The sequence below is a fragment of the Paracidovorax anthurii genome (assembly GCF_003269065.1).
Lineage (GTDB): Bacteria > Pseudomonadota > Gammaproteobacteria > Burkholderiales > Burkholderiaceae_C > Paracidovorax > Paracidovorax anthurii.
On sequence record NZ_QLTA01000016.1, the window covers coordinates 16143 to 32495 of the forward strand.

The window sequence follows — 16353 nt, forward strand, 5'->3', positions numbered from 1 at the left end:
ACGCCGCCGGGGCTGCGCCCCTCCTTACTGAACGGACTGGGTGCCCGGCGGCAATTCCGCCGCATTGGTGAAGATCTGCGCGGCATCCACCGGGTCGAAGCGGTACTGCTGGCCGCAATACTCGCAGGCCACCTCGATCTCGCCCCGCTCGGCGATGATGCTTTCGGCCTCCTGCGGGCCCAGGCTGCGCAGCATGGAACGCACGCGGTCGCGGCTGCAGGTGCAGGTGAAGCGCGGGCCGTCCACGCCCGCCTTGGGCACGAACCGCAGCAGCTTCTCTTCCCAGAAGAGGCGGTGCAGGATGGTGTCCACGTCCAGGGACAGCAGTTCCTCGCGGGTGAGGCTGGCCGCCAGGGTGGCGATGCGGTTGTAGTCCTCGTTGTGCCCGATCTGGTCCTCGTTCTCGCTGTGGCTCAGTTCCTGGCCCGCCAGGTTTCCACCGCCCTTGACCGGCATGCGCTGGATCAGCAGCCCCGCTGCCACCTTGTCGTCCGCCGCCAGCACCAGCGTGGTGTCGAGCTGCTCGGACTGCAGCATGTAGTGCTGCAGCACGTCGCTGAGCTTTTCCAGCTTCTCGTGCCGGTCGCCATGCAGCGGCACCACGCCCTGGTAGGGCTGCTGCCCCGGCATGCGGTCCTTGGGGTCGAGCGTGATCGCGCAGCGCCCGCCGCCGTGGACGTTCAGCATCTCGGACAGCCGCGCACCCAGCGGCACCTCGCCCTGGATGGAGGCCGTGGCGCGCAGCCCCAGGTCGGACTGCACCTCGGCCACGGCCAGCTTGACCGGGCCGTCGCCGAACACCTGCAGCACCAGCGCGCCGTTGAACTTGATGTTGGACTGCATGAGCACGCCAGCCGCGGCCATCTCGCCCAGCAGTTCGCGCACGGCGGGCGGATAGGCCCCCGTGGCCGTGTTGCCGGCGCGGCGCGCGAGGATCTCGGTCCAGGCATCCGTGAGGCGGACGATCATGCCGCGCACGGGCAGGCCATCGAAGAGGAACTTGTGGAGTTCTGACACCCTGGGGTCTTTCTGCAATCTGCGGTCAATGGGTGCCATCCGGGCATCAGCCCGTCCGGCGCAGCCCCGCCCGGAAACGCCGGGCGTTGGCGATATAGGTCTGCGCGTTCCGGCGCAGGCCCTCGATGTGTTCCGGCGAGAGCTGCCGCACCGCCTTGGCCGGACTGCCCAGTATCATCGAGCCGTCCGGGAACTCCTTGCCTTCCGTCACCAGCGCGCCGGCCCCGACCAGGCAGTTGCGGCCGATCCGCGCGCCGTTGAGCACCACGGCCCCGATACCGATCAGCGACCCGTCGCCCACCGTGCACCCGTGCAGCACCACCCGGTGGCCGACCGTCACGCCCTCGCCCAGCACCAGCGGCTGCCCGGGGTCGGAATGCAGCACGCTGCCGTCCTGCACGTTGGTCCCCGCGCCGATGGTGAGCGCCTCGTTGTCCCCGCGCAGCACCGCGCCGAACCACACGCTGGCCCCATCGCCCAGCACCACGTTGCCCATCACCTCCGCGCTGTCGGCCACCCAGGCCGAATCGGCGATGCGGGGGGCCATGCCATCGAGTTCGTAGAGCGCCATCGTGTTGTCTCCAGTGCCTGTCGTGCGTGCCGTCCACCCTCCACCTGGGGGCGGAAACCTAGAATTGTAGGGATGGAGCTTCGCCATCTCGCCCTGCAGGCCCTGTGCCTGACCGATCCCGAACACAAGGCGGCCCGGACGCTGGAGCTGCACGCCTCGGCCGATGCGCTGGCCATCGCGCCCGACGCGCCCGCCCCGCCCGCCCCGGACACCCTGCCCGGCCGCCCCGAGCGGCCCGAGCTGCGCCGCCACACCGAAGTCGCGCGGCGCTCGCCTGCCACCCCGCTCGGGCGCGCCGTGCTGCTGCACGCCATCGCCCACATCGAGTTCAACGCCATCAACCTCGCGCTCGATGCCGTCTGGCGCTTCGGCGGCATGCCGCGGGACTACTACCTCGACTGGCTGCGCGTGGCGGCCGAGGAGGCGTCGCACTTCCGCATGCTGCGCGCGCACCTGCGCGGCATGGGCCACGACTACGGCGATTTCCCTGCCCACCAGGGCCTGTGGACCATGTGCGAGAAAACCGCGCACGACATCGTCGCGCGCATGGCGCTGGTGCCGCGCACGCTGGAGGCGCGCGGGCTGGACGCCACGCCGATCATCCAGCGCAAGCTGACCCAGGTCGGCACGCCGGATGCCCTGGCGGCCGTGGCGATCCTCGACGTCATCCTGCGCGAGGAGGTGGGGCACGTGGCCATCGGCAACCGCTGGTACCGCTGGCTGTGCGAGCGCGGCGGGCACGACCCCGAGACCCACTACGGCGAACTCGTGCGGCGCTACGAGGCCCCGCGCCTGAAGCCGCCGTTCAACGAGGCCGCCCGGCGGATGGCGGGGTTCACCGAAACCGAGCTGCGCTGGCTGCAGGCCGAATGACGGAGCGCCCCGGGGGCATGGCGAATTTCCTACAATGGCCCCGGTTGCCCCGCGCGCATCGGGGCGGCTCTTGTTCCCAGACCCGGCATGCTTCCCAACCCATCCTCCATGACCTCCCAGCGCCCCGCCGATAGTGCCGCCTCCAGCGCTGGGTCTTCGGGCGCCATGATCGCCCGCCAGGCGATCGTGAACGCCCAGCACTCCGTGATCGGCTACGAGCTTTTCAACCGATCCCGGGCCGGCGTGGCGCATACCGCCGCCACCGACGTCTTCCTGGTGTTCACCGCCCTCTCGCACGCGGGCACCGAGGAACTGGTGGGCAAGAAGCTCATCTTCGTCAACAGCACGCACGAAAGCCTGGCCGGAGGGCACCTCGAACTGGTGGACCCCGACAAGGTCGTCCTGGAGATCCCGCCCCTGGGGCACGCGGCGGCGGCCGAAGTCGGCACGCGGCTGCCGATCCTGCAATCCCTGCGCGCGCGGGGCTTCCACCTCGCGTTCAACCACACGGTGCTCGAATCGGCCTACGCCCCCTGGCTGCCCCTGGCCGACTACATCAAGCTCGATCTCTCGCTGCTCGCGCCCGACCAGCTCGCCGTGCTGATCAACTACGCCGGGCGCCATTCCAAGGCGGAACTCATCGCCGAGAAGGTCGAGAGCGCCCAGCAGTACGACATGGTCTCCAGCAAGGGCGTGCAGCTCTTCCAGGGGTTCTGGTTCGCGCGCCCGGCGATCGTCGAGGCCAAGCTGCTCACCCCGTCCCAGGCCAGCATCCTGCAGCTCATCAACCTGGTGCGCCAGCAGGCCAGTACCGACGAAATCGAGGAGGTGCTCAAGAAGGACGCCGGCCTCGCCTTCAACCTGATGCGCCTGATCAACTCCTCGGGCTTCGGGCTCGACCGCGAGATCACGTCCTTCCGGCAGGCCGTGATGCTCATGGGCCTGAAAAAACTGTTCCGCTGGGCCGCGCTGCTGCTCACCGCCTCCCGCATCGGCGGCACCCCCGCCGCGGTGGGCCACACGGCGGTGGTGCGCGGCCGCCTCATGGAGCTGCTGGCCCTGGAAACCCTCTCCCAGGAAGATGCCGATCAGGCCTTCGTGGCGGGCATCTTCTCGATGCTGGACGCCATGCTCAACATGCCGATGGAATCGGCCATCGGCCTGCTCCACATCCCGGAGCCGGTGGCGAATGCCCTCCTGCACCGCCAGGGCGTGCTCGGCGAGCTGCTGCGCCTCGCGGAGGCCTGCGAGTCGAGCGACGACGCGCTGTTCGACCAGGCCGCCAGCACGCTGCACCTCAGCAGCCAGCAGATCAACTGGGCCCACTTGCAGGCCCTGGCCTGGGCCGACCAATTGACGGACTGATCCCCATTGCCGCGACGATGTCGCCCGAGGCTCACGAAACGTCTCCTTGGTGGTAAGGTGAGGGGCTGAAACGGGGCATCTCCCGGCTTTTCCTTCCATTCACGTCCATGTCGAGCACCACCGAAAACGCACCGGCTTTCGAGCCGACCCAACCTCCGGACGGCACCGACCCCGCGGCAGACAGCGACAGCCTGGCCATCATCGCGCGCCAGGCCATCGTGGATGAGCACCGCGCCGTGTTCGGCTACGAACTGTTCGACCGATCCACCGCCACCGACGCCCACACCGCCGCGAGCGACGCGGCCCTGCTCTTCAACGCGCTGTCCTATGCCGGCACCGAGGCGCTGGTGGGCAAGAAGACCGTTTTCATCAACTGCACGCACGACAGCCTCGCGGGCGGCCACCTGGAACTCATCCACCCGGAAAAGGTGGTGCTGGAGGTGCCCACGCTGCCCGACACCGCCACCCTCGAAGAGATCGAGGGCCGGCTCTCCACCCTCGAAGGGCTGCGCGCGCGGGGCTTCCGCCTGGCGTTCAGCCAGAACGTCCTGCGGCGCAACTATGGCAGCTGGCTGCGCATGGCGGCCTTCGTCAAGCTCGACATGCAGGCCTTCCGCCCCGAGCTGGCCGAGCCGCTGGTGAAGTTCGCCCGGGCCAACAGCCAGGCCATGCTGGTGGCCGAAAAGGTCGAGACCGCCGAGCAGCACGAACGCATGGCCGCGCTGGGCGTGAAGCTGTTCCAGGGCTTCTGGTTCGCCAAGCCCGCCCTGGTCAAGGCCCAGACCATCCGGCCCTCCCAGGCCACGATCATCCAGCTCATCAATCTGGTGCGCAAACAGGCCAGCACGGCGGAGATCGAGGAGCTTCTCAAGAAGGACCCCACCCTGTCCTTCAACCTCCTGCGCTTCATCAACTCGTCGGGCTTCGGCCTCTCGTGCGAGGTCACCTCGTTCCGGCACGCGGTGATGATCCTGGGCCTCAAGAAGCTCTTCCGCTGGGCGGCCCTGCTCATGACCACCTCGCGGGCCGGCGGCTCCCCTCCGGCCGTGGGCCAGACGGCCGTGGTGCGCGGGCGCCTGATGGAGCTGCTCGCGGCCGAACTACTGCCCCCCGAGGAATGCGACAACGCCTTCGTCGTGGGCGTGTTCTCCCTGCTGGACGCCATGCTGGGGGTGCCGATCGAGAAAGCGCTCGAATCGGTGGCGCTGCCCCAGCCGGTCATCGATGCGCTGCTGCACAACACCGGCGTGTTCGCTCCATTCCTGGAGCTCACAAAGGCCTGCGAAAGCGGCGACGAAATGGCGTTCGCCCGATCCGCCGAAGAACTGCATCTGTCGAACCGGCAGGTCAACTGGGCCCACCTGCAGGCCCTGACCTGGGCGGAGAACCTCGGCGAATAGCGCCGCCTCGGCGCATGCGGGTGCCATCGTCCGCATGCGCCGAACGGGCGGAGGGGGGGCAAACCCTTGCGCCACCCGCCCGACCGGGCCCGCGTCAATCCAGTGAAATGCGGGCCGCGCGGATGATGCGGGCATTGTTCCGGGATTCCTCCGCGATCTGGCGCGCGAACTCCGCCGCCGTCCCGCCCGCGGGCACATTGTCCGTGGCGGCCAGGCGGGCGCGGAAGTCCGGCTGGGCCAGGGCCTTGTTGATCTCGGCATTCAGCCGCTCCAGCACCGGCGCGGGGGTGCGGGCGGGTGCGAAGATGCCGAACCGCGAGCTCAGGTTGGCGGGCGCCAGCCCCAGCTCCCTCAGGGTCGGAACCCCGGGCAGCGCGCCGATCCGCTCCGGGGCTCCGACCGCCAGCGCGCGCAGCTTCCCGGCCTGGATGTGCTGCATCACCGCCGATCCCGCGTTCGTGGACAGCACCTCGAACTGCCCGCTCAGCGCATCATTGATCTGCTGCCCGCCACCCTTGTAGGGCACATGCGTGATCCGCGCGTGGGTTCCCTGCATGATCTGTTCGAGCATGATGTGCCCCAGCGACGCCAGCCCCGACGTCGCCCAGCGCACCTCGCCCGGCCGCGCCTTGGCCAAGGCGATGAGCGCCTGGAAATCCGGAGCGGCCAGGGCCGGCGTGGCCAGCAGCAGCACCGGGGACACCATCACGCTGGCCACGGGCGCGATATCGCGCTCCGGGTCGAACGGCGACTTGCCCAGATGGGGGCTCAACGCCAGCGGGCTGATCGACGAGAAGCCCAGCGTATAGCCATCGGGCGGCGCCTTGGCGACCATGTCCATGCCGATGGTGCCGCCCGCGCCGGCCTTGTTCTCCACCACCACGGGCGTGCCCAGTTGCACGGAGAGCCTCTCTCCCAGCGCCCGCGCCACCACATCGCTCACGCCGCCCGCGGGGTACGCCACGACGATGCGCAGGGGCTTGGCGGGCCATGGAGAGGCCTGTGCGTGCAGGTGGGCCGGAGCCGCCCCCGCAAGAACGAGGGAAGCGCATACGGAGAGCATGCGCCGGCGAGAAAGCGATTCATTCATGGAAAACCATCCCGGCAAAGCCAACAACGGGGGGATTGTGCGCCGCTGCACCAGCCTCGCCCCTGCATGTCCCTCGATCTCGGGATCCATGATGGGTCTGTCGCTCACCCCCTCGGGTGGTGCTGGGCGTGCAGCGCCTTGAGCCGCTCGCGCGCCACGTGGGTATAGATCGTGGTGGTCGAAATATCGGCATGCCCGAGCAGCAGTTGCACCACGCGCAGATCCGCGCCGTGGTTGAGCAGATGGGTGGCGAAAGCATGGCGCAGCGTGTGCGGCGACAGCGCCACGGTGATGCCGACCGACTGGGCGTGCTTCTTGACGATCACCCAGAACATGGCACGCGTCATGCCCGCGCCACGCCGCGTCACGAAGAGGTCATCGGTCTGCTGGCCCGCCAGAATGGCGCCCCGGGCGTCCTCCAGATAGCGCTGCAGCCACTCGGCGGCCACCTCGCCGAAAGGCACGAGGCGCTCCTTGCTGCCCTTGCCCATGATGCGCAGCACGCCCTCGTTCAAGCCCACGTGGAAGGTCTTGAGCGTGACCAGTTCGGTGACCCGCAGGCCGCTCGCGTACATGAGTTCCAGCATCGCGCGGTCGCGCAGCCCCAGGGGCTCCCCCACGTCGGGGGCCTGCAGCAGCGCCTCCACCTGGGACGCGGACAGTGTCTTGGGCACGCGCAGCGGCTGGCGCGCGGCCTGCATGCGGCCGGTGGGATCGGCGGCGATGCGCCGCTCGCGCAGCGCCCAGTGGAAGTAGCGGCGCAGCACCGTGAGGCGGCGGTTGGCGGACGTCGCGCGCGTCTCGGCGTGGCGCGCCGCGAAATAGGCCTGGAGATGGTGCTCCTGCGTGCCATTGAGCCCGAGCCCCGGCGCCTGAAGCTCCAGCCACTGTGCATATAGCGACAGATCGCGCCGGTACGCCGCCAGCGTGTTGCGGGAGAGGCCATCCTCCAGCCACAGCGCATCGATGAACGCATCGATGGCGGCCTGGCTGTCCTGCGAAACGGTCATCGCCCGACCTTAGCACGGGCCACGTCCGCGCCATGATGAGAAAGGCCCCCACGCTCCCCTCGCTGCGCGGGGTCGCTGCCCCCCAAGGGGGCGTTTTTCATCTTGGGGCGGCCCGGCGATGAAAACTGGCCCCCACGCTCCCTCGCTGCGCGGGGTCGCTGCCCCCCAGGGGGGCGTTTTTCATCTTGGGGCGGCCCGGCGATGAGAAAGAAGCCCCCACGCTCCCTCGCTGCGCGGAGTCGCTGCCCCCCCAAGGGGGTGTTTTTCATCTTGGGGCGGCCCGGCGATGAAAAAAGGCCACGGTGCTTCGGCAAGCGCCATGGCCTCGGGATATCAGGCGCGACGGCCCGGGCGGCCCGTCAATCCAGCACGAGCTTCTGCTTTTGCACCACCGACTTGTAGACCTCGAACTCGGCCTTGATCTGCTCGGCGAACTGCTCGGGCGTGTTGCCGACGATGAGGGAGCCCGTGTCCTCGATGCGCTTGCGCACGGCGGGGTCCTCCAGCGCCTTGCGAACACCGGCGTTGATCTTGTCGACGACGTCCTTGGGCAGGCCCTTCGGCCCCAGGATGCCGTAGTAGGCCATGCGGTTCACGGGCTCCAGCCCCACCTCCTTGAACGTCGGCACGTTGGGCAGTGCCGCGATGCGCTGCGGCGCGGCCACCACGATGGGCACGAGGCGGTTGTCCTTGATGAAGGGCAGCGTGGAGGGGAAGTTGTCGAAGATGATGGGAACCTGCCCCGCCACGGTATCGTTGAGCGCGGGGCCGGCCCCCCGATAAGGGATGTGGGTGACGAAGGTGTTGGTGAGGCTCTTGTAGAGCTCCATCTGCAAGTGGCCGATGCCGCCGGTGCCCGAGGTCGAGTACGAATACTTGCCCGGCACCTTCTTGATTTCGGCAAAGAAGCTCTTGTAGTCCTTGGCCGGGAAATTGGGGTTCACCGCGATGATGTTCGGCGTCGCGGCGATGTTGATGATCGGCGTGAAGTCGGTCAGCGGGTTGTAGGTGATGCGCGGGTTGATGGCCGGATTGGCCGCCGTCGTGGACACGGTCGCGATGCCCAGCGAATAGCCATCCGGCGTGGCCTTGGCGGTTTCAGCGGCGCCGATGATGCCACCGCCACCGCCCCGGTTGTCCACCACCACCGGCTGACCCAGCGCACGCGACAGCGGATCGGCGATCACGCGCGCGATGATGTCGGTGGTGCCGCCGGGTGCGAAGGGCACCACCAGCTTGATCGGCTTGGAAGGATAGGCTTGCGCCCAGGCGCAGCCTGCTGCGGCGAAGAGGGCGAATCCAACCCAGTTTCGGCGGTGCATGAACAATCTCCTTGTAACTGCATGAAAACGATGATCGCGCATCCTAAGCGCTGATGCGCGACCATCGCCCCATGCAGCCCCTCCCTGGATGAGGAAATACCCGCATCCATTGCACTCTGTATCAACTGATTGAAATTCTTCGCGCCCCGGCACCGCCGGTCGGCCAAGACTCTCGGGCCCTGCCCGGCATCACGCAGGGGCCATGGCATCCCACAACAATTTGGCGCCCAGCAGCACGGTGAACACCAGGAAAACGGCCTTCATGCGCGGCGGGGGCAGCGTCTTGGCGGTCCAGGCCCCCATCACCCCGCCCACCGCGCAGCCCAGCAGCAGCGGAATGCCCAGATGGAAGTTGATGACGCCGCTGCTCGCGAACGTGCTCACCGATGCCCCGACCACGAGCAGGTTGATGCGCGTCATCACCGAAGCACTTTCGGAGAACGTGAGGCCGAAGAAATGCATGAGCGCGAAGATGAGGAAAGTGCCGAATCCGGCCCCGAAGAAGCCGGAGTACACGCACAGCGCGAACACCGTGATGACGCCGGCGGCCGGGATGCGGACCATGGCCCTCCCGGAGGCCCGCGAGTCCGCCGACAGGTCGGTGCGATAGGTGATCCACAGCACGGCCGTCATCAGCACGACGACCATGAACTTGAGGAACCGCTCGTCCATTCCGGTGACCAGCAGCGAGCCCGTCACGGAGCCCGCGACGCACAGCGGCCAAAGAATCCAGGGCACCGCCACCTCCGTGCGCTGGCCCTGGCGGTGCGTCAGGGCGCCGGTGACGAAGGAGCCGATCAGGGCGAACTTGACGGTCGCGATCGCAGTGGCGGCAGGCTGCCCCATGAGCAGCAGGAGCGGCACGCCCAGCGTCACGCCGCCCCCCACCGTGACAGCGACGATTCCCACGACGCCCCCCAATCCGGCGAGCGCGGCAGTCCAGAGCATCACCATGCGAGATAAGGCTCCGAAGAGGGCACGGACGCGATGTCCATGCACATGCTCTGTCCCATCAGCGCCGCCGCGGACAGACGGGAGCGACCGAGGTACCGCTGGAGAACCGCCATGCGCACGGCCACGCCGCTGGCCGCCTGCCGGAAATAGTGGTTGAAAGGCGTGTCGTCCAGGTCTTCCGCCAGTTCCTGGCCGCGGGGCAGGCAGTGCATCACGGCGACCTCGGCCGCGGCGCGGCGCATCAGGCTCCGGTGCACGCGGCATCGGCGCAGCTGTTCCTCGTACGTGGCAAGGTCGCGGTACTGCTCGCGCTGCACGCGCACGACGTAGAGCACATCGATCTGGTCGAGCATGTCGGCCACGCTCGCATGCTCGTGCACCGCCGTGCCTGCCACGTCGGACAGCGGCTGCAGCTCTGCCGAGGAGGCATCCGCGTCCACGTCTCCCACCGCATCCACCGCGTGGATCTGCACATCGCGGAACCGGCGCAGGCCGCACAGCAGCGACTTGGCCGCGCGCGAGTAGCGCAGCCCCCCGGCAATGCCCACGCGCAACCCGTCCAGGACACCGAAGTGCTTGCGCATCGTGTAGAGGTCGATGAGCGTCTGCGTGGGATGCCGGCCCTGGCCTTCGCCCGCGTTGATGAGGGGGACATCCACCACCTCGGCCATGCGCTCCATCACGCCGTCCTGCGCGTGCCGCGCCACCACCAGGTCCGCGTAATAGCCCGCCATGCGCACGGTGTCGGCCACGCTCTCGCCAAGCCCCACGCGCGTGGTCTGCATGTCGCCGACGCTCAGGACCTTCGCGCCCAGCCGGTGCGCTGCGGACTCGAAGCTGAGGCGGGTGCGCGTGCTGGGCTCGAAAAACACCGTGCACACCAGCATGCCGTTGAGGCTGTATGTGAATTCCCCGGGATAGCGGCGGACGTCTTCCGCCGCGCCGAGCAGGTTCTCGATGTCTCCGCGCGTCCAGTCCTCGATGGACACGAAATTCCGGGAAACCATGCGCGGGGAAGAGGCGCGCATGGGTCCGTCAACGGGCAAGGGGCGGGGGCACTGCAACACTGGAAACAAACTTGTTGTGCGAAGGGACAAACTTTCTGCTTCAATCTTCCTGCCGGCTCTTTCATAAGAGAAGGTTTTATTTCTTATACGAACCATAAAAATTATCTTGGACACAACCATCGATCTAGAGCAGCTACGCACCTTTTCGCTGGTGCTTGAGCTGGGGAGTTTCTCCGCGGCGGCAGAGCGGCTGGGCTTGACACAGCCGGCCGTCAGTGTGCAAGTCAAGAAGCTGGAGCGTTCGCTGTCCGTGCGGCTGGTGGAGCGGGTGGGCCGGCGCGTCAGCGCCACGCCCGCGGGCGCCGACCTGCTCGCCCAGGTGCCGCACGTGGCGACGGCGGTCGCCAACGCGGTCAGCGCGGCCACCTTCCACGCGGCGGGCGTGTCGGGCACGGTGCGGCTGGGCACGGGGCTCACGCCCTGCCTCTACTTCCTGCCGTCCGTGCTGCGCGATCTGCGCAAGCGATACCCCTCGCTGCAGATCGTGGTGAGCACGGGCAACACGGAAGACTATGTCCGCCAGATCGAGGGCAACATCGTCGATGTCGCCCTGGTCACGCTGCCGGTCACCTCCCGCGCCCTCGCCGCCACGCCGGTGCTGGAGGACGACTTCGTCGCCATCTGCCGGCGCGGCACCTGCGACTGGCCGGCCACCGTCACCGCGGAGATGCTGAACGAGCAGCCCCTCGTGAAGCTCGGCACGGGCACCACCACGCGCACGCTGGTCGATGACTGGCTGCGCCAGGGGGGCGGCCCGCTGGGCACGCCGGTGATGGAGTTCGACAGCGTCGAAGCCATCAAGGCGATGGTGGCCGCGGGGCTCGGCTGCGCGGTGCTCCCGCGCATGGCCGTGACCGGATCGGGCAAGCACAAGGACCTGGACATGCGCCCGCTGCGCCCCCGCCTCAAGCGCACGCTGGCATTCATCCTGCGCCAGGACAAGCCCGTGAACCGGGGCCTGAAGAAAGTGCTCGAGGCCATCGTGGACGGCGCCAAGGCCATCAAGGCCAAGGATTGAGAGGGGGCATCCCCCTTTGCCCCTCGTCTCGCCGCGCTGAGCGCTGCGGGGAAGGGGCCGCCGGTGCGCGCCGGCCTGCGCGCGCGCCGGGTATCCTGCGCCGGTGAACTACGCCCAGCTTCTCTTTCCCGACTTCTCCCTCATCCTCTTCGGATACCTCGTCTGCCGGTACACGCCGCTCAACCGCTCGGTCTGGCAGCCGGTCGAGAGCCTCGTGTATTACCTGCTCTTTCCGGTGCTGCTGTTCCAGTCCATCGTGAAGAGCCCGATCCAGATCGGCGAAGCGTCGGGGCTGATCGCGGCCGGGGTGCTCACGGGCCTGTGCGGCATCGGGCTCGCCTACCTGCTGCCCCACGTGCCGGGGCTGGCGGGCCGGATCGATGAACGCGACCACGCGGCGAGCGCGCAGGTGGCGTTCCGCTTCAATTCCTTCATCGGGCTGGCGCTCGCGGAACGGCTGGCGGGCGCCCAGGGGCTGCTGCTCATCGCCGTGCTCATCGGCGTGTGCGTGCCGCTCTTCAACATCGCGGCGGTCTGGCCGATGGCCCTCGCGGCGCGCCAGGGGTTCCTGAAGGAGCTGGCGCGCAACCCGCTGATCATCGCCACGGCCTCGGGGCTGGTCGCCAACCTGCTGGGCTTTCGCATCCCCGCCTGGATGGAGCCGTCGGTGAACCGCGTGGGCGCGGCATCGATCGCCCTGGGGCTCATGTCGGCGGGCGCGGGCATGCAGCTCGGGCTGCTGGCGCGCAGCAAGCTGCTGTCGGCCTCGGTGCTGGCCATCCGGCACCTGGTGCAGCCGCTGGTGGCCTGCGCGATGGCGAGGTGGATGGGCCTGGACACCGTGCAGGCCACCGTGCTGCTCGCCTTCTCGGCCCTGCCCACCGCATCGACCTGCTACGTGCTGGCAGCGCGCATGGGCTACAACGGACCGTACGTGGCCGGCCTGGTGACGCTGTCCACGGTGCTGGGCGTGGTCAGCCTGCCGTTCGCGCTGGGCGTGCTGGGCCCCTGACCGCCGCGGAGCCATTCGCTACCATTTTCGCAGCAAAGAACCTAGCAAATCCGGCGACTAGGGAGCCTTTTCACCCAAAGCCCAGGCCACATGCTCGCGCACGAGCGCGCTCGGGTCTTCGGCGCGCGAGGCCAGCGCGGCGCGCAGCGTGGGGTCGTGCGTGGCGCGCAGCGCGTTGCCCAGCGCCACGGCCACGTTGCGCAGCCACCGCTCATGCCCGATGCGGCGGATCGGCCCACCCTCGGTCCTGCGCAGGAAGGTGGGCTCGTCCCACGCGAACCACTCGGCCAGGGGCCGGCCCGCGAGGTCCGGCCGCTCGTCGAAGTCGGGCAACCGGCTCGGCTGCGCGAACTTGTTCCAGGGACACGCGAGCTGGCAGTCGTCGCAGCCGTACACGCGGTTGCCCATCAGGGGCCGCATCGCCTCGGGGATCGGCCCCGCGTGCTCGATGGTGAGGTAGGAGATGCAGCGGCGCGCATCCACACGGTGCGGCGCAACGATGGCCTGCGTGGGGCAGACATCGATGCAGGCCTGGCAGGAGCCGCAGTGCGCGGTGACGGGCTCGCTGGGCGCGAGCGGCAGATCGACGTAGATCTCGCCCAGGAAGAACATCGAGCCGGCCTCGCGGTTGAGCACCAGCGTGTGCTTGCCGCGCCAGCCCTGCCCGCTGCGCCGCGCCAGCTCGGCCTCCAGTACGGGCGCGGAGTCGGTGAACACGCGGTGGCCGAACGGCCCGATGGCGGCGGCGATGCGGTCCGCGAGCTTCTGCAGCCGGGCGCGCAGCACCTTGTGGTAATCCCGCCCCCGGGCATAGACCGAGACGATGCCCTCGCGCGGGCGCTCCAGCCGCGCGAACTCGACCGCCTGCCATCCGGCGCCGCCCTCCTCGCCCTCCCGGGCCGCGCCCCGGTCCAGCGTGGCGTGCGGCAGGTAGTCCATGCGCGCGGTGATCACGCTCACCGTGCCCGGCACCAGCTCGGCCGGGCGGGCGCGCCTGAGGCCGTGCGCCTCCATGTAATGCATCTCGCCATGGAACCCTTGGGCCAGCCATTGCATCAATCCCGGCTCCGCGGACGACAAATCCACGCCGGCGATGCCGATTTGGGAAAATCCCAGCTCGCGGGCCCAGCCTTGCATTTGAGGAACGAGTTGACTGCTGCACGACATCACCCCGGGATTGTAGAAAGCCCCCCCGCGCCGGCCGGCGCGCAGCTCGCCTGGCACGGCGAGGACGACACGGCCGCCTTCGCCGCGCGCCTGGCCGCGCAGCCCGCCCTCGGCCATGCGTTCATCACGCTGCACGGCGATCTGGGCGCGGGCAAGACCACGCTGGTGCGGCACCTGCTGCGCGCGCTCGGCGTGCAGGGCCGCATCAAGAGCCCCACCTATGCCGTGGTGGAGCCCCACGACGCCCCGGGCCTGGCCATCTGGCACTTCGACTTCTACCGCTTCAGCGATCCGCGCGAGTGGGAGGACGCCGGTTTCCGCGACATCTTCGCGGGCCCGGGCCTGAAGATCGCGGAGTGGCCCGAGAAGGCGGCGGGGCTGATTCCCGCTGCCGATCTTGCTATACACATTGAAGCAGTGGATGATGCGGCCGGCGCGTACGATGGCGACGCGCCCCGGCAGGTGACGCTGCGGGCCGGCACGCCCCTCGGCCACACCCTGGTGCAAGGACTGACGACAGCATGAGCGACGACGCATCCTCTTTCACCACGCCGCCCGGCCCATCGACGGGGCCGCGGCCCGATCCCGCGCGGCGCGCCGTGCTGCGCGCCGGCACCCTGGTGCTGCTGCTCGGGGCCCAGCAGATCGCGCGCGGCGCCGGCATCGTGGCCGTGCGCGTCTGGCCGGCGCAGGACTACTCCCGCGTGACCATCGAATCCGACCGGCAGCTCACGGCCAAGCAGTTCTTCGTGGCCACGCCGCCGCGGCTGGCGGTGGACATCGAGGGCATCGACCTGAACCCCGAGTTGCGCGAGCTGGTGGCCAAGGTCAAGCCCGACGACCCCAACATCGCCGGCATCCGCGTGGGCCAGAACGCGCCGGGCGTGGTGCGGCTGGTGGTGGACCTCAAGCGCGCGGCCCTGCCCCAGGTGTTCACGCTGCCGCCCATCGCGGCCTACCAGCACCGGCTGGTGTTCGACCTCTACCCCGCCGAGCCCGAGGACCCGCTGGAGGCGCTGATCGCCGAACGCCTGCGCGAAGCCGCGCCCGGCACGCCGGCGCCCGCCCCGGTTCCCGACATCGCCGCCGCGCGCCCCGGCTCGGCGGGCGATCCGCTGGGCGACCTCATCGCGCAGCACAGCCAGCGCCCCGGCGCCGCGCTCCCCAACGGCCTGCCCCCCGCCGCGCCCGGCACCCCGGCCCCCGTGGCGACGCCTCCCGGCGCGCCCGCCGTGGCGGCGGCCCCCCCGCCCCCGGCCGGCGGCAAGGCACCCGCGGCCCCCGCCGTCGCGCGCGCCACCGACCGCCTCATCATCGTCGCGCTCGACCCCGGCCACGGCGGAGAGGACCCCGGCGCGACGGGCCCGGCGGGCACCCGCGAGAAGGACGTGGTGCTCAAGGTGGCCTTCCTGCTGCGCGACCGCATCAACGCCACGACCATCGGGGGCAACCCGATGCGCGCCTTCCTCACGCGCGACGCCGACTATTTCGTGCCGCTGGGCATGCGCGTGGAGAAGGCGCGGCGCGTGCAGGCGGACCTGTTCGTCAGCATCCACGCCGATGCGTTCACCACGCCCGCCGCGCGCGGCGCCAGCGTCTTCGCGCTGAGCCAGAGCGGCGCCTCCAGCTCCGCCGCGCGCTGGCTGGCCAACAAGGAGAACCAGTCGGATCTGGTCGGCGGGCTGAACGTGCGCTCCCAGGACCGCCACGTGCAGAGCGCCCTGCTCGACATGAGCACCACCGCGCAGATCAACGACAGCCTCAAGCTCGGCAGCGTGCTGCTGGGCGAGATCGGCAACATGGCCAAGCTGCACAAGCCGCGCGTGGAGCAGGCGGGCTTCGCCGTGCTGAAGGCGCCCGACATCCCGAGCGTGCTGGTGGAGACGGCCTTCATCAGCAACCCGGAAGAGGAAGCCAGGCTGCGCACGGCGGCCTACCAGCAGCAGCTCGCGGATGCGCTGATGCGCGGCATCACGCGGTACTTCGCCAAGAACCCGCCGCTGGCGCGCAGCCGGTCGGTGTAAGAGCGCGTTCACGTTCTCAGGTCGGGCGGCCCGGGGCATTGCCATGCGCACGCCCTTGGGCCACAGTCATGGCACCCACGAACCGCCCCGCAGCGGGCAGCAAGGAGTTGCCATGGCACTGCCGCACGCACGTTCCGCCGAAGTCGTCAGCATTCACCCCCTGGGGCCCGCGCTGGAGAACACGGCCACCTCGGCCATCATCAAGGCGGCACAGCTGGAGGTCATCCGCGCGGTGCTGCCCGCGGGCAAGGAACTGCGCCAGCACGATACGCCCGGCGAGGTCACCATCCAGTGCATCGAGGGCGAGGTGGAGTTCCACAGCGCGTCGGGCGCCAGCCTGCTGCGCGCGGGCGACTTCATCCACCTGCAGGCACGCGCGCCCCACTCCCTGCGCGCGGTGCGCCCCGCGTCGCTGCTGCTGACGCTGTGCCTCGCGCCGGGGTAGCGCCCGCTCCTGGGCCCG

The 16353-nt window shown here is 69.4% G+C and carries 16 protein-coding genes; 8 read left to right on the plus strand and 8 right to left on the minus strand.

The annotated features are described in order from the left end of the window. Nucleotides 1-24: 24 nt before the first annotated feature. Together hslO and AX018_RS10050 are read right to left on the minus strand one after the other, a co-directional pair. Nucleotides 25-1017: an Hsp33 family molecular chaperone HslO gene (gene hslO / locus AX018_RS10045; RefSeq protein ID WP_111877152.1), complete on the minus strand. Its 993-nt coding sequence runs from the start codon at nucleotides 1015-1017 to the stop codon at nucleotides 25-27. A 46-nt stretch (nucleotides 1018-1063) separates the two neighbouring features. Beyond that, the gene (locus AX018_RS10050; RefSeq protein ID WP_111877153.1) at nucleotides 1064-1588 is read right to left on the minus strand and encodes a gamma carbonic anhydrase family protein; all 525 of its coding nucleotides are present in this window, start codon (nucleotides 1586-1588) and stop codon (nucleotides 1064-1066) included. Between the two features lie 72 nt (nucleotides 1589-1660). Between AX018_RS10050 and AX018_RS10055 the strand changes: the two genes are divergently transcribed. The 3 genes from AX018_RS10055 (at nucleotide 1661) to AX018_RS10065 (ending at nucleotide 5226) form a co-directional block, all read left to right on the plus strand. Beyond that, nucleotides 1661-2461, plus strand: a complete 801-nt coding sequence (locus AX018_RS10055) for a ferritin-like domain-containing protein (protein WP_111877154.1) — start codon at nucleotides 1661-1663, stop codon at nucleotides 2459-2461. Nucleotides 2462-2569: 108 nt separating this feature from the next. After that, nucleotides 2570-3826 (plus strand): EAL and HDOD domain-containing protein, encoded by a 1257-nt coding sequence (locus tag AX018_RS10060; protein WP_111877155.1) that lies wholly within the window; start codon nucleotides 2570-2572, stop codon nucleotides 3824-3826. Between the two features lie 107 nt (nucleotides 3827-3933). Further along, a complete protein-coding gene (locus AX018_RS10065; protein WP_111877156.1) occupies nucleotides 3934-5226 on the plus strand; it encodes an EAL and HDOD domain-containing protein in 1293 nt (430 codons plus the stop codon). 94 nt (nucleotides 5227-5320) lie between these two features. On the opposite strand, the gene AX018_RS10070 is transcribed toward AX018_RS10065, so the two are convergent. The 5 genes from AX018_RS10070 to pyrB all read right to left on the minus strand — a co-directional run bounded on the left by AX018_RS10070 (nucleotide 5321) and on the right by pyrB (nucleotide 10630). Next, the gene (locus AX018_RS10070; protein WP_111877157.1) at nucleotides 5321-6316 is read right to left on the minus strand and encodes a Bug family tripartite tricarboxylate transporter substrate binding protein; all 996 of its coding nucleotides are present in this window, start codon (nucleotides 6314-6316) and stop codon (nucleotides 5321-5323) included. A gap of 104 nt (nucleotides 6317-6420) precedes the next feature. After that, nucleotides 6421-7326 carry a site-specific tyrosine recombinase XerD gene (xerD, locus tag AX018_RS10075; protein WP_111877158.1) on the minus strand — a complete coding sequence of 302 codons (906 nt, stop codon included), beginning with the start codon at nucleotides 7324-7326 and terminating at the stop codon, nucleotides 6421-6423. 359 nt (nucleotides 7327-7685) lie between these two features. Beyond that, a complete protein-coding gene (locus AX018_RS10080) occupies nucleotides 7686-8648 on the minus strand; it encodes a tripartite tricarboxylate transporter substrate binding protein BugE (RefSeq protein WP_111877215.1) in 963 nt (320 codons plus the stop codon). 189 nt (nucleotides 8649-8837) lie between these two features. Further along, complete coding sequence (locus AX018_RS10085; RefSeq protein ID WP_111877159.1) at nucleotides 8838-9602, minus strand: sulfite exporter TauE/SafE family protein; 765 nt, start codon at nucleotides 9600-9602, stop codon at nucleotides 8838-8840. Further along, nucleotides 9596-10630 (minus strand): aspartate carbamoyltransferase, encoded by a 1035-nt coding sequence (pyrB, locus tag AX018_RS10090; protein ID WP_245951501.1) that lies wholly within the window; start codon nucleotides 10628-10630, stop codon nucleotides 9596-9598. Before pyrB ends, AX018_RS10085 begins: the two co-directional genes overlap by 7 nt. Before the next feature lie 145 nt (nucleotides 10631-10775). Between pyrB and AX018_RS10095 the strand changes: the two genes are divergently transcribed. Together AX018_RS10095 and AX018_RS10100 are read left to right on the plus strand one after the other, a co-directional pair. After that, nucleotides 10776-11687: a LysR family transcriptional regulator gene (locus AX018_RS10095; RefSeq protein WP_111877160.1), complete on the plus strand. Its 912-nt coding sequence runs from the start codon at nucleotides 10776-10778 to the stop codon at nucleotides 11685-11687. A gap of 103 nt (nucleotides 11688-11790) precedes the next feature. Then, entirely contained in the window at nucleotides 11791-12699 is a 909-nt protein-coding gene (locus AX018_RS10100) for an AEC family transporter (RefSeq protein ID WP_111877161.1), read from the plus strand. A 57-nt stretch (nucleotides 12700-12756) separates the two neighbouring features. Here AX018_RS10100 and queG read toward each other — a convergent pair whose 3' ends face one another. Continuing rightward, nucleotides 12757-13836 (minus strand): tRNA epoxyqueuosine(34) reductase QueG, encoded by a 1080-nt coding sequence (queG, locus tag AX018_RS10105; RefSeq protein ID WP_111877162.1) that lies wholly within the window; start codon nucleotides 13834-13836, stop codon nucleotides 12757-12759. Nucleotides 13837-13848: 12 nt separating this feature from the next. Between queG and tsaE the strand changes: the two genes are divergently transcribed. From tsaE to AX018_RS10120, 3 genes are all read left to right on the plus strand, one after another. Further along, entirely contained in the window at nucleotides 13849-14391 is a 543-nt protein-coding gene (gene tsaE / locus AX018_RS10110) for a tRNA (adenosine(37)-N6)-threonylcarbamoyltransferase complex ATPase subunit type 1 TsaE (RefSeq protein ID WP_111877163.1), read from the plus strand. Then, the gene (locus tag AX018_RS10115; RefSeq protein ID WP_245951502.1) at nucleotides 14388-15890 is read left to right on the plus strand and encodes an N-acetylmuramoyl-L-alanine amidase; all 1503 of its coding nucleotides are present in this window, start codon (nucleotides 14388-14390) and stop codon (nucleotides 15888-15890) included. The genes tsaE and AX018_RS10115 overlap by 4 nt, the downstream gene beginning before the upstream one ends. Before the next feature lie 112 nt (nucleotides 15891-16002). Then, nucleotides 16003-16335, plus strand: a complete 333-nt coding sequence (locus tag AX018_RS10120; RefSeq protein ID WP_111877164.1) for a cupin domain-containing protein — start codon at nucleotides 16003-16005, stop codon at nucleotides 16333-16335. The last annotated feature ends 18 nt before the right edge of the window (nucleotides 16336-16353 follow it).

What these genes read in the sequence shown, in the direction of transcription:
- AX018_RS10060 (WP_111877155.1), top strand. Translation starts at nt 2,570, where the DNA reads ATGACCTCCCAGCGCCCCGCCGATAGTGCCGCCTCCAGCGCTGGGTCT.
- AX018_RS10065 (WP_111877156.1), top strand. Translation starts at nt 3,934, where the DNA reads ATGTCGAGCACCACCGAAAACGCACCGGCTTTCGAGCCGACCCAACCT.
- AX018_RS10070 (WP_111877157.1), bottom strand. Translation starts at nt 6,316, where the DNA reads ATGAATGAATCGCTTTCTCGCCGGCGCATGCTCTCCGTATGCGCTTCC.
- AX018_RS10120 (WP_111877164.1), top strand. Translation starts at nt 16,003, where the DNA reads ATGGCACTGCCGCACGCACGTTCCGCCGAAGTCGTCAGCATTCACCCC.
- pyrB (WP_245951501.1), bottom strand. Translation starts at nt 10,630, where the DNA reads ATGCGCGCCTCTTCCCCGCGCATGGTTTCCCGGAATTTCGTGTCCATC.
- AX018_RS10085 (WP_111877159.1), bottom strand. Translation starts at nt 9,602, where the DNA reads ATGGTGATGCTCTGGACTGCCGCGCTCGCCGGATTGGGGGGCGTCGTG.
- xerD (WP_111877158.1), bottom strand. Translation starts at nt 7,326, where the DNA reads ATGACCGTTTCGCAGGACAGCCAGGCCGCCATCGATGCGTTCATCGAT.
- AX018_RS10115 (WP_245951502.1), top strand. Translation starts at nt 14,388, where the DNA reads ATGAGCGACGACGCATCCTCTTTCACCACGCCGCCCGGCCCATCGACG.
- queG (WP_111877162.1), bottom strand. Translation starts at nt 13,836, where the DNA reads ATGCAAGGCTGGGCCCGCGAGCTGGGATTTTCCCAAATCGGCATCGCC.
- AX018_RS10055 (WP_111877154.1), top strand. Translation starts at nt 1,661, where the DNA reads ATGGAGCTTCGCCATCTCGCCCTGCAGGCCCTGTGCCTGACCGATCCC.
- AX018_RS10050 (WP_111877153.1), bottom strand. Translation starts at nt 1,588, where the DNA reads ATGGCGCTCTACGAACTCGATGGCATGGCCCCCCGCATCGCCGATTCG.
- AX018_RS10080 (WP_111877215.1), bottom strand. Translation starts at nt 8,648, where the DNA reads ATGCACCGCCGAAACTGGGTTGGATTCGCCCTCTTCGCCGCAGCAGGC.